8 protein-coding genes are annotated in these 12944 nt (G+C 66.4%); all 8 read right to left on the bottom strand.

The window, feature by feature from the left end:
• Position 1: 1 nt before the first annotated feature.
• The 8 genes from kdsA to DD559_RS02130 all read right to left on the bottom strand — a co-directional run bounded on the left by kdsA (position 2) and on the right by DD559_RS02130 (position 12904).
• Positions 2 to 823 carry a 3-deoxy-8-phosphooctulonate synthase gene (gene kdsA / locus DD559_RS02165; RefSeq protein WP_116470658.1) on the bottom strand — a complete coding sequence of 274 codons (822 nt, stop codon included), beginning with the start codon at positions 821 to 823 and terminating at the stop codon, positions 2 to 4.
• 11 nt (positions 824 to 834) lie between these two features.
• Positions 835 to 2163: an RraA family protein gene (locus tag DD559_RS02160; RefSeq protein ID WP_116467741.1), complete on the bottom strand. Its 1329-nt coding sequence runs from the start codon at positions 2161 to 2163 to the stop codon at positions 835 to 837.
• Positions 2156 to 3151: a KpsF/GutQ family sugar-phosphate isomerase gene (locus DD559_RS02155; protein WP_116467740.1), complete on the bottom strand. Its 996-nt coding sequence runs from the start codon at positions 3149 to 3151 to the stop codon at positions 2156 to 2158. Before DD559_RS02155 ends, DD559_RS02160 begins: the two co-directional genes overlap by 8 nt.
• Complete coding sequence (locus DD559_RS02150) at positions 3148 to 4332, bottom strand: hypothetical protein (RefSeq protein WP_116467739.1); 1185 nt, start codon at positions 4330 to 4332, stop codon at positions 3148 to 3150. The genes DD559_RS02155 and DD559_RS02150 overlap by 4 nt, the downstream gene beginning before the upstream one ends.
• Positions 4333 to 4614: 282 nt before the next feature.
• Positions 4615 to 5550, bottom strand: coding sequence for a DUF808 domain-containing protein (locus DD559_RS02145; RefSeq protein ID WP_116467738.1), 936 nt, complete (start codon positions 5548 to 5550; stop codon positions 4615 to 4617).
• 246 nt (positions 5551 to 5796) lie between these two features.
• Positions 5797 to 8442, bottom strand: a complete 2646-nt coding sequence (locus DD559_RS02140) for a glycoside hydrolase family 3 C-terminal domain-containing protein (RefSeq protein ID WP_116467737.1) — start codon at positions 8440 to 8442, stop codon at positions 5797 to 5799.
• Positions 8443 to 8464: 22 nt separating this feature from the next.
• On the bottom strand, positions 8465 to 10006 hold the full coding sequence (locus DD559_RS02135; protein ID WP_116470657.1) for a tryptophan halogenase family protein: 1542 nt from the start codon (positions 10004 to 10006) through the stop codon (positions 8465 to 8467).
• Positions 10007 to 10075: 69 nt separating this feature from the next.
• Positions 10076 to 12904, bottom strand: coding sequence for a TonB-dependent receptor (locus DD559_RS02130; protein ID WP_240610085.1), 2829 nt, complete (start codon positions 12902 to 12904; stop codon positions 10076 to 10078).
• Between the last annotated feature and the right edge of the window lie 40 nt (positions 12905 to 12944).

Genomic DNA, 12944 nt, shown 5'->3' with positions numbered 1-12944 from the left:
ATCAGGCTGTCTTGGCGAGGGCGTCGAACGCCTTCAGCCGAGCCAGCAGCGCCGGCATTTCGGCAAGCGGCACCATGTTGGGGCCGTCGCTGGGGGCGGTATCCGGCGTTTCATGGGTTTCGATGAACACGGCCGCAACGCCTACCGCCACGGCGGCACGGGCGAGCGCCGGCACGAATTCGCGCTGGCCGCCCGAGCTGGTGCCCTGCCCGCCCGGCTGCTGCACCGAATGGGTGGCATCGAACATCACCGGATAGCCGGTCTGCGCCATGATCGGCAGCGACCGCATGTCGCTCACCAGCGTGTTGTAACCGAAGCTTGCGCCGCGTTCGCACAGGATGATGTTCTCGTTGCCCGAGGCTGCGAGCTTCTTGGCGACGTTCTGCATGTCCCAGGGCGCGAGGAACTGGCCCTTCTTGACGTTGATCGCACGTCCCGTCTGCGCGGCGGCGACGAGCAGGTCGGTCTGGCGGCAGAGGAAGGCGGGAATCTGAAGCACGTCGACCGCCTCGGCCACCGGTGCGCACTGGCCGGCATCATGGACATCGGTCAGCACCGGGCAGCCGAACTTCGCCTTGAGATCGGCGAACACCTGCAGCGCCGCGGCCATGCCGATGCCGCGCGGTGCATCGATCGAAGTGCGGTTCCCCTTGTCGAACGAACTCTTGTAGATGAAGCCGATGCCCAGATCGGCGCACAGCGTGGTCAGCGCCTCGGCCATGTAGAAGGCGTGTTCGCGGCTTTCCATCGCGCAAGGGCCGGCGACGAGCACGAACGGCTTGTCATTGGCGATTTCGAGAGCACCGACCTTGACCGTCTTCATCTTCAAATCCTTCAAAACGCGCCGCATTCGGCGAGAATCGCGTCCACGTCGCGCCCCCGTGCCGCCTGCATCCGGATGCGTGCCTCATTCGATAGCACGTTCCACGCGGCTTCCTCGATTTCGGGCCACAGTGCCCGCGGCACCGCCACGATTCCATCGGCATCGGCGAATATCACATCGCCGTTGGCGATCGTCACCTCGCCCATCGTAATCGGGCGATTCATCGCCTTGAGCGTGCCTTCATACTTGATGTCGTCGCAGGTCTGGCCGCGGGCATAGACCGGCAGGCCGAGTGCGCGCACATCTGCGGTATCGCGCGTCGCCCCATCGATCACTGCGCCCACCGCACCGGAGCGGATCGCGAGATTGGCGTTGAGATCGCCGAAATAGGCATATTCCGGCACGTCGGTGGCGACCATGATCACGTCGCCCGGCCGCACGAAGCGATAGGATTGCAGCGCGCCGTAGATGCCGTGCCACGGCCCGTCCGGCGAGCGATCGGGCCGCTGCGCCAGCGCCGCCAGCTCGATCGTCTTGGCGCGGCCGAGGAACTTGCCGCCGCTGGTCGGGCGCAGCACCTTGGGCAGCACCACGCGGTGGCCGCGTTCCTTGAGGATATCCGACAGCACCGGCGAGGAAAGATGCGGCAGCATCGCCCGGAAGCGCGTGACTTCCGCCTGGCGGAAGCCGGCGGCGACCGTCTCGGCGATCACCAGATCATGATGGTGGTTGATGTCGATTTGCTCGATCGGGTCGAGGTCGAACAGGATCGGGCGCGTGCCGAAGCGGCGGGTGGCAGCCCCTTCGCCCGTGCGGCGGACGATGTAGAGGCTCATCGCCTCGACGATCGTCTCGGGCAGCTCGACGCTGTTGGGGATACGGCCGGTGCCATAAGCCGGGCCCTGCCCCGTCCAGCAATATTGCTTGGCGCGGGTGACCGCGACGAGGCTGTCCGCTTCCGGCTCCGCCAGCAGGCGCTGGATCGCCCGGCCGATCGTCTCGGCGGTGACGAACGGCGCAGTGCAGAGCAGTTGAATCCAGATATCGGCGTCTGGACGCTGTGAACACTCCCAGGCGAACATGGCATGGCCATCGGTGGCGTTGCTCGCCAGCTCGGCCGGACGCTGCAACCAGGTGACCGGCAGATCGTCGGCCAGGGCGGCGATGCCCGCGCTTTCGGTATCCAGGCAGACTTCGGTGATCGCCGGGCAATCGAGCGCCTGGAGCAGCTTGCGCCTGAACAGGTGCTCGCCGTCCAGAATGCGGGTGTTCTTGTCCGAGACGCGCTCGCTGCTGCCCTTGGCGGGAATGAAGGCAACGATCTTCAGAGGCTTAGCCATTCATCATATCCTTGGCGTGAACCATGCCGTGCAGGCGGCCTTCGCCGTCGACCACGGGCAGCACCAGCAATCCCCCTTCGTGTTCGCGCAGCATCAGCATCGCATCTCCAAGCGTGGCGGCGAGATCGATCACATGCGGATGCGGTTGCATCAGCGCCGCGGCGGGGGTTTCGTACACGTCGCGGCGCGACTGGAAGTGACGGCGGACATCGCCATCCACCACCAGGCCGAGCAGCAGGCCTTCCCGATCGACGACGCAGGCCGCTCCCATTCGCTGCGCCGACATGACGGCGAGCAGATCGGCGATCGGCGCGTCGGGAAGCACGGTGGGCAACTCGTCTCCGACACGCATCAGCGTTCGGACCGGAATCGACTGGCGCCCGAGCAGGCCGGCCGGGTGATGGCGCAGAAAGTCCAGGCGGGTGAAGCCGCGCGTCCGGCTCACCGCCACGGCAAGGGCGTCGCCGATCGCGAGCTGCAGCGTGGTGCTGGCAGTGGGCGCCATGCCGATATGATCGGCCTCACCCGCGATCACCGCTGGGATCAGGATGTCGACCGCGCGGCCGAGCGGCGAATCGGGCCGCCCCACCACTCCGATCAGCACGCAGGCACGCGCCTTGAGCAGCGGCAGGATGCGCAGGATCTCGTCGGTCGTCCCGCTGTTCGAGAAGAGCAGCACGACATTGCCGTCCTGCACGGCGCCGAGATCTCCATGCGCCGCTTCCCCCGCATTGAGCGCGAAAGCGGGCGTGCCGAGGCTGGAGAAGGTCGCGGCAACCTTGGCGGCAATCAGCCCGGACTTGCCCATGCCGAGACAGGTGAGCGGACTAGCCTGCCCGGCAATCACCGCCACCGCATCGCCGAGCGCGGGCGGCAGCACCGCCTCGAACGCTTCGAGCGCGCGGCGCTCGGCAGCGATCACCTCGCCGGCCCAGCCGAGCGCCGGCGCCGTCGTGTCGAGCGCTCGGACGATGGCACCGAGCTTCATGCCGCATCCTCCACCAGCGGATTGCGGAACTGAACGCGGCCTATTCCCGCCTGCCAGCGGCCTGGATCCACCGGGCGCATCGCTCGATCGATCACCATCGCACCGGTCAATGTCGGATCGGTAGGATAAAAGGCCTCGTTGGCGAGATGATAGCCGAACCAGCGGCGGACCATGGCTTCTTCCGGCCGCATCGCCGTGCCCGCTGCAACCGCCCGCACGAACGCCGACAACTCCGCGCCGTCGTGCAGCCAGGGCGCGCTGGCGAAGCGCGAATGGCGGCGCATCGGTACCCCGAACGCAGCGGCCAGCGCGAAGCTCTTCGAATCATGGAGCAGCGCGCCGTCGACATGCCGAGCCAGGGCGATGGTGGGCGGGGTATCCCACACCGGATCCTCGACGAGCACCACATTGTCGAGCGTCGCCAGGAAATCGTAGAATGCGTCACGATCCACATGCTGCGCGTTGAGCGGGTGATCGGTGACGACCAGTGTGCCGATACCCTTCACCGCCGCGGCTGCCTGGGCCACCAGTTCGCGGCTGCTACGGCTACCGGGGCGATGCTGCAGGTAAAAATTCTCTTCATGCTCATATTCGAGCGGAAGCAGGAAGGCGGGACGTCCGGTATCGAGGCCCAATACGCGAAACACGTCTTCGCGTTCGCCACAGGCTTCGCGCCAATATGCCTGCATGTCCGCCCAAGCAGGTGCGATCAGGGCATCGAGACGAGCGGCGTCCGCGTCCGGCAGCGTCGGCAGGAAGCCGTTCACAAAGGGGGCCTCGGTGAAATGGACGGTGTTCGCCGGCGAGACCAGATCGAACGGCGCGGTCACCGCTTCCATGATATAGCGGACCACGCCCGGAAAGGCCTGCGGCGTGTCGAAATCGGCGCTGCGGCACAGCACAAGGTCCGGCGCGAGCGAACGGACATAGGCGATCAGCCCTTCCCTATCCGCGGGTACCGTGCGCAGGCTGGCGTGATCGCCGCTGTCGACGATGGCCCAGTGCACATTGGGCAGATCGACGCAGCGGCCCAGTTCTGCCGGGCCAAGCCCGGTATTGCGCCACGGGGCGGGAGCGAGCACATGCACTTCCGCCACGCTGGCCACGCAACGGATCAGCGGCTCGACGATATTGTCGAACCACCAGGACGTTACCACGGGCAGATAGAAAAGCACTCTCACGCGCCGGCGTCCGCCTGCGCCGCATTCGGCTTGTCGCTGCCGTGATATCTCCGTCCCGCCATGCCTGCTCCGTTGCGCGGTGAAAGGCACATCTCGGCGCCTACCTGTATCTTATAGGAACAGCGCGGCACCGCCGGCGGAGGACGATAGGAAAAACTTGCCTAGTGCCGACCCGCGCGCGCCGAATGCCGGATCGTGCCGATTTGTGCATGGAACCGATTTGGCAAGCCGCTCCGGTCGATCCGCCGCATCCGGTCCGCCGCCCGATTACCAAATGGTCGCTTAGTGGCCCTTGCGCGGGAGCAGGTGCAGCAGCAGCACGATGATGCTGCCCGCCACGAGTCCAGCGATCGCCGAGCCGAGCGCATACACCGCCCAAGTGACGATCGCGCCAACGCCCCCCAGCCCGGCCCCAGCCGCTTCCGACCAGTGATGCACGGCATGCGGCAATGCGCCAAAGCCGAATTCCTCCATGCCGTGCAACAGGATGCCGCCGCCAACCCACACCATCGCCGCCACGCCGAGATGCGACAGCGCGCTGAGCAACAGCGGCATCGCACGCACCAACCCGCGGCCCAGCGCGGCCGTGGCCCCGCCACCATTCCGGCTGAAGTGCAGGCCGATATCGTCCATCTTCACGATCAGCGCGACGACACCGTACACCCCCACCGTGATCGCGAACGCGACGAGCACCAGCGCGCCGGCGCGGGTGATGACGGACATCTCGGCCGGCAGCTGCGACAGCGCGATCACCATGATCTCCGCCGACAAGATCAGATCGGTTCGGATCGCGCCCAGCACCTGTCGCTTCTCCAGCGCCTTGGCATCGGTGATCTCGGCGACTTCGTCGGCATGGTGCTCGCCCTTGAGCGCCTCCAGGATCTTCTCCGCCGCTTCGAAGCAGAGATAGGCGCCGCCGAGCATCAGGATCGGCGTCAGCGCCCAGGGCGCGAAAGCGCTGAGCAGCAGCGCCAGCGGCAGGATCAACAGCAACTTGTTGGCGATCGAGCCCAGCGCGATCTTGCCGATGATCGGCAGCTCGCGATCGGGCGACAGCCCGACGACGTAGCGTGGCGTGACGGCGGTATCGTCGATTACAACGCCCGCTGCCTTCACCCCGGCGCGGCCAGCCGCCGCGCTGACATCGTCGATCGACGCCGCCGCCAGCTTCGCCAGCGCCGCGATATCGTCCAGCAATGCGACCAGGCCACCCGCCATCAAATCCCCCTCATGTTTGCCCCGGGCTAGCCGAGATGAAGCGGAAATGCACGCGAATGGCCAAGGCTCCCGGCGGGGCGCTGCACAGTCGCCACGAAACAAACGTCATCCCCGCGAAGGCGGGGATCCATTCGCCGTACCGCCGGGGGCAGGAACCGCCGATTCAGCGCCGATGGATTCCCGCCTTCGCGGGAAGGACGAAGGGCGTGTGGGGCGGGCTTTCGTTGCCCCACACCCCTCCGCCCCTCAATTCGGCAGGTCGATGGCCTTCTCGATCTTGAACTCCACCGACGCCCCCGCCGCCCCACTGCCCGGCTGCCCGCCGCCGACGGTGGCGCGATAGGTGCCGGCGAGCACCCGGTGCTGCCCCTCCACCGTCACCGCGCTCAGGTCGCGCGGCGAGAGGGTGAAGCGAACCGTCCGCGCCTCGCCGGGCTTGAGCGACACGCGCTGGAAACCGCGCAGCGCCACCTTCGGCGCGCCGGGATCGTCGGGGAAGTTGAGGTAGAGCTGCACGACTTCGTCGCCGACGCGCGCGCCGGTATTGCGCAGCTCTGCGGTAACGGTCAGCCCCGCCCCTTCGGCCTTCTCGACCACCGGTGCGCGATAGGCAAAGCTGGTGTAGCTGAGGCCGTGCCCGAACGGATAGACCGGGGTGCCGGTGAAGTAACGGTAGGTCCGCCCTTTCATGCTGTAGTCGCCGAACGGCGGCAGATCGTCGACGCTGCGGTAGAAGGTCAGCGGCAGGCGGCCCGAGGGGCTGGTCTTGCCCGACAGGACATTGGCGATCGCGGTGCCGCCCACCTCGCCGGGATACCAGGCCTCCAGGATCGCCGCGGCATGGTCCTTGGCCCAGCTGAGGTTGATCGGGCTGCCGTTCATCGCGACGACCACCAGCGGCTTGCCCGTCGCCTTGGCGGCGTCGAGCAGCGCCTGCTGATCGGGCAGCAGGTCGAGGCTGGTCTTGTCGCCGCCCTTGAAGCCGGGGATCTGCACCGGCGATTCTTCGGCCTCCAGGTCGGAGGTGATCCCCACCACCGCGACCAGCACGTCCGCCTTGGCGGCGGCGGCCCGCATCGCCGCCACCGGATCGGCGCTGATCCGCTTCCAGACCAGATCGATGCCCGAGAGCACATGCTCGTCGGTGCGCACCTCGATCGGATAGCGCTTGCCCTTGACCAGTTGCACCTCGCGCATTGTCGGCAGGCTGCCCCAGCCGGACTTGGTGAGGTCGACGAACGGCTTGCCCTCGAAGCTCATCGCCCCGCCGAAGCCGGTCAGGCCCAGCCGGTAGGTGCCGGTCTCGGGCGGCACGAGAAAGCCGGTCCAGATCGTGCGGTGATGCTCGGAAACGGTCGGCAGGTCGAGGCTGCGCGCCGAGACATCGACTTCGACCCGCGTGACCACCGGCGTGTCGGCGAACTGCATCTTGGCGACGGCGTCGCGGAAGGTACCGGGCGCGAACTCGGCGGGCGCCGGCGTCACCGGGTTGAAGTAGCGCGCGAGCAGGCCCGGTTTGCCACTCGGCGTACGCAGCGCCGCGCCCGGCACGCGGTCGCCATCGGTCACCGAAGCACCGAACGGCGCATAGCTCACGTTCGCGCGCGGAAAGGCGCGGCGCAGGCCTTCGACCACCGAAACCGGGGCACCCGATTGCGAGGAGGAATAGTTGCCGCGCAGCACGCGCGTCGCGTCGCCCAGCGGGCCGATCACGGCGATGCGGCTGCCGCGCTTGAGCGGCAACAGCCCGTCATTCTTGAGCAGCACCAGGCTCTTCTCGGCCGCGTCGAGCGCCAGGGCGCGGTGTGCCGGCGCGCCGACATCGGCGACCTTGCCGCTGGTGGTGCGGATGCCCGGCAGGTCGCCGTTGCGCAGGCGGGCGGAGAACAGCCGCACCAGCGTGCGGTCGATCTCGGCCTGGGTGATCAGCCCCTTGGCGAGCGCGTCCCGATAGCGATCGCCCAGTCCTGCCGTGTCGGTGAGCGTCGCGCCGTTGCATTCATTGTCGACGCCTGCGCGAATCGCCGCCGCCACCGCGGCGGGGCCGTCGGGGGCGTAGTGATGGTTGTCGCTGATGTCCTTCACCGCGTCGCAATCGGAGACGACATAGCCCTTGAAGCCCCAGGCGCCGCGCAGATGCTCCTTGAGCAGTTCGTCGCTCGCGCAGGCGGGCTGGCCGTCGATGCGGTTATAGGCGCACATCACCGATCCCGCCTTGCCCTCGACGATCGCGGCGCGGAAGGCCGGCAGATAGGTGTCCTCCAGATCGTGGCGCGAAACGAACACGTTCGCTTCGTGCCGCGTCGATTCCGGCCCGCTATGGACGGCGAAATGCTTGGGTGTGGCGATCACATTGGGCAGGTCCGGGTTCGGCCCCTGCATGCCCTGGACGAAGGCGACGCCGATCCTGGCGGTGAGGAACGGGTCCTCGCCGTAGGTCTCTTGCCCCCGCCCCCAGCGCGGATCGCGGAAGATGTTGATGTTGGGCGACCAGGTATCAAGCCCGGTACCGATCCGCCCCATCCTTCCGGTCTGCCGGGCAAGCGCGTGCAGCCCCTGCACTTCGCTGCTGATCGCGGCGGCGACGTCGTGCACCAGCGGCGCATCGAAGGTCGCGGCAAGGCCGACCGGCTCGGGGAAATTGGTGGTCGGCAGCGTGCCGAGCGCGCCGTGGAGCGACTCCGTCCACCAATTGTAGCGCGGGATGTTCAGCCGCGGAATCGCCGGCGCCACGTTGAGCAACTGGGCGAACTTCTCCTCCGGGGTGAGCTGCGCGACGATCGCCGCCGCCTTGGCATCGGCCTCGGCGCGCGGATCACCGGCGGTCTGGGCGAGCGCGGGCAGCGGCGTAAGCGCGGCGGCCAGCAGCGCGGCGCGGATGGTGCGATTCATATGGTTTCCCCTCTGCGGTCGGTCAGACCGGTTGCAGCCCGTGTTCGTGGATCTTGCGGATCAGGTCGCGGTGGCGCGGCAGCCCGGCGCAGAGGCGTTCGGTCTGTGCCTGATTCTCGCGCATCGCCCGCTCGGCGAGCCTTTGGTCGCCGGACAGTGCCTCGGGCTCGACCTCGCTGCGGAAGCCCATGCCGTACAGGACATATTGGTAGCTGGCGGGCGGGAAGACCTCTTCCACCCGGTCGAACTCGTCATGGAACCAGGGCGGCTGGTAGCGCCACAGGGTGAGCAGCTCCTGGAGCCGCTCGGGGATCGTTTCGGGCAGCAGATTGTCGCGCCAGAATGCGGTGTCGGTGCGCTTGGTCAGGACATAGTGGAGCTTGAGGAAATCGATGATCCGGCCCCAGCGGTAGAGCGTGGTGGCATTGAAGCGCTTGGCGACCACGTCCATCACGTCGCGCACCGCCGGCATCTGCTCGGCGATCAGCTTGGCGGAAAGCTCGATCAGCACGATCGCCGAGGCTTCCAATGGCTCGAGGAAGCCGGCGGCAAGGCCGACCGCGACGACATTGTTCTTCCAGAAAATCTCGCGGTGGCCCGAACGGATCGGAATGCGGCGAACGCCCACGTCCGCGCCTGCCGGGCCGAGATAGGCGCGCAGCGTCGCCTCGGCCTGGTCGTCGCTGGTGTGGGCCGTGGAATAGACATAGCCGGTGCCCCGCCGCGTCGGCAGCCCGATGTCCCAGATCCAGCCGGCATCCTGCGCCGTCGACAGCGTATGGGTGGCAATGGGCGCATTGTCTTCGGGATAGGGAATCTGTGCGGCAAGCGCGGCGTCGCAGAAAAGCACGTCGCCGCAATCCTTGAACGGCACCCCCATGGTCTCGCCGAGCAGCAGCGCGCGGAAACCGGTGCAGTCGACGAACAGGTCGCCTTCGATCCGTCCGGCCTGTTCGGTGTCGATCGCGACGATGTCGCCATTCTCGGCCCGCTCGACCGAACGGACATCGGCGAGCACGTGGCGGACCCCGAGCTTCGTGGTGCAGTGGCGCGTCAGGAAGGGCGCGAACTTGCCGGCGTCGAGGTGATAGGCATAGTTGGCCTGCCCCTCATATTCGGGCGTGGCGATGGTCTTGGGCGCCAGGCCCGCGTCGCAGATCCGGCCTTGCGGGGTAACCGTGTCGCAGAAGCTGCGGCCTTTTGAATCGGTGATCCAGTGCGGCACCAGACTCAGTTGGTGGAAGCCCTGGGGCAACATCAGCGGGTGGTAATAGGCGTCGTCGTCCGCGCCCGTCGTCCAGCGGGCAAACAGCGCGCCCTGCTTGAAGGCAGCATCACACTCGCGGAAGAAGTCGGTTTCGGAAACGCCGATCTTGGCGAGCGTTGTCCGCAAGGTGGGCCAGGTGCCTTCGCCCACCCCAATGATCGGGGTGTTCGGCGATTCGACCAATGTGACGGTGAAGCCGCCGGGCATCCGGCCCTGGTGGCGGGCGGCGATCACCCCGGCGGTGAGCCAACCAGCGGTACCGCCGCCGACGATGACGATGTTGCGAACCCGTTTCACGCGTGCCGACCCGTGGAAAAAGAAGGGGATGCCGGACGATACCGGCATCCCCAGTCGTGGGAAGAGGCTTCAGAAGCGATAGCGCACGCCCGCCGTGAAGCGCCGGCCATACGCCCACACATCGAGCAGTTGGTTGGCGAAACGGCCATGGGTGCTCTGCACCTCGTCGGTGATGTTGAGCGCTTCGCCGAACACGTTGATCCGCTCCGTGATCTGGTAGCTGGCGCTCAGATCGATCTGGAGGCTGGAATTGACGAAGGTAGGCTCGGCCCCGAACGCGCCGGTGTTCTGCGCCTGGCCGAAGGCGAGCAGATATTTGTCGCGCCAGTTCGCCGCCGCGCGGAATTCGATGCCGTTCTTGTCGTAGAAGCCGACGAAATTGGCTGAATTGGCGAGGCCGGTCACCGCGAAACCGCTCTGGCTGATATCGGTCGGGTCATAGGGTCGGTTGGTATCGACCAGGGTAGCGTTGGCGATGAAGCCGAAGCCGCTGTTGCCGAACGTGTTCTGCCAGGCGATTTCGACACCCTTCACGGTCGCCCGGGGTCCATTCACCCGCTGGGAGACGCTGAACTGCGCCGGCTGCCCCGTCGAGGGATCGACGACGCCGTTGATCGTCTGGCGCTGCACGCCCTGCACAATGAAGTTGCGCACGTCCTTCAGGAAGAAGTTCACCGCCGCATACGAGTTGCGCTGATAATACCATTCCACCGCCGCATCGAAATTGTCGGCCAGATAGGGCTGTAGCGTGGGGTTGCCGCCATCCGCCGTCAACGCGCCGATCCGCTGGCCGACACCGATGTTGAGCGCTGGCGTCAACAGGTTCAGCGTCGGTCGGGTCAGCGTGCGCGAGGCATCGAAACGCAGGTGCAGCGCGTCGGTCAGTTCGAGCTTCATGTCCACCGACGGCAACAGATAGGCATAATCCGACTTGGTGGTGATCGCCTGCTGGTTGCCGAAAGCGATGGTGAGCAGCGTCGGATCGGTCGTGCTCGGCGTGATCGACGTCGGCAGGCGGCCGATGCCGGTGGAGGTGACGTGCGTGACTTCCTCGCGCACGCCGGCGTTGAAGAAGAAGGGCATCCCGGCGATTTCGCTCTTGAAGTTCGCCGAGACATAGAGCGCCCAGGTCTTCTCGCCGATGTCGCGGGTGCTGCCGACATCATCCGCCACCGCAAACTGCCCGTTGAAGGCGCCGTTGCAGCATCCGGTGTTGTAGCCCGGAATCACCTTGGTCTGCGGGTTGCCGAGGCCCGTGAGGAAGGCCTGATAGTCCGCCGCGCGGAAGTTGAGCAGCACCGGTGGCAGCGCGCCGGTATATCCCGGCAGGAAGTTGGCGGTGCCGACCGTGCCCTTGAACAGGCTGGCCGGCATCGCGACGCCGCCATTGGTACCCGAAGCGGGACCATAGCCCGAATAGGCCTGCCAGAAATTATTGGCGAACGTGTTGGCGCTGCGGAAGCTGAACTGGTCGTCGAGATAGGAGCCGCCGACCCGCAGCGTCAGATCGTCCTGCTGCCATTTCAGCCCCAGCCGGCCCTGCTTGATCGTATCGCGGTTCTTGTTGGCGATGTTGACCGTCACATGGCTGCCGATCGCGGACAGATCCGCCCAGCGGCTGGCGGTGCCGTTCACGCCGTAATCGTGCAGCACCGGAATGCTGTTCTTGCTGTCGCCGTTGATCGCGATGCCCAGCGTCGGCCCGATACCGAAGCCATAGCCTACATCGGCACCCAGCGAACTGATCCGGCCATCGGGGTTCAGCCAGCTCTTCGACAGGCTGGCATCGCCTTCCACCTGCAACTTGTCGGTCACGTCCCACTTGACGTTGAAGCCCGTCTGGTTGGTGCGACGATAATTGCTGTCGGTGCCGGCGGTGAAGTCGGTCTGGGAGCCGGCCTGGGTGAAGTCGACGATCGTACCGTTCTGATCGAGCTTCACATTGCGAAGGCTGCCCTGATTGAACCAGATGCCGAAGCCGAAATTATCGGTGTTGACGCGCTGGTCGGAATAATTGTTGTCGAGCGTCAGCAACACCGTGTCCGATGGCTTCCACTGCAACGCGATCCGGCCATCGACACGTTCGTCGCGCGTATAGTTCTGCGTCGCGCCGAACTGCTGTTCGAACCAGCTTACGACCGTCTTGCGCTGGCTGGCCGGCGCGTTCGCATCGTCGGTCGGGTTGCAGGTTGCGGCCGTGCTGCCGGCCTGCTGGCAAGGCGCGATCTTGCCGCCCGGCCAGCCATGGACGAACACATTGTTCGTCTGGGTGTCGTGCCGCGTGTAGATGGCGTTGGCGAGGATGCCAAAGGTATCATCGGCGAAGGTCTTGCTGATCAGCAGGCCGCCGGTGGGAACGATCTTGCCGGCATCGTCCTGGATCGAACCGGAAACCGAAGCGGCGAGATGGAAGCCGGGACGATCGAATGGCTTGGGATAGGAAACATTGATCGTCGCGCCGATCGAGCTGGACGATAGCGACACGTCCGGGGTCTTCAGCACCGTCAGCCCGCCGACGAAATCCGAACCGACGGTGGAGAAATCGATCGAGCGGCCGCCCGTCGCCGTCGACAGGCGCCGGCCGTCCACCAGCGTTTCGTTAAAATCGCCACCGAAGCCGCGCACCGTTACGCCATTGGGCTCGCCGCGCGGTCCGTCGCGCTGGATCGAAATGCCCGGCAGGCGCTGCAGCGATGCGGCAACGTTCGAATCCGGGAACTTGCCGATATCTTCGGAGGAAATCTGCTCGATCACGCCGGACGCGTTGCGCTTCGCATCGAGGTTGCGTTGCAGCGAGCCGCGGATACCGGTGACGATGATCTCCTCGTCCTGACTCTGCGCCGTCACACCGGGCCCGTCCTGCGCGCGCGCCGGAGCGGCAAGACCCAGCACGACCATGCTCGATGCCCCCGCCAGCATCCACCGTTTATGGCGACGC

The sequence above is a fragment of the Sphingomonas pokkalii genome, from assembly GCF_003096275.1.
Taxonomy (GTDB): Bacteria; Pseudomonadota; Alphaproteobacteria; order Sphingomonadales; family Sphingomonadaceae; genus Sphingomonas; species Sphingomonas pokkalii.
Note: the sequence above shows the minus strand (reverse complement) of the source record. Positions and strands in the feature narration are given on the sequence as shown.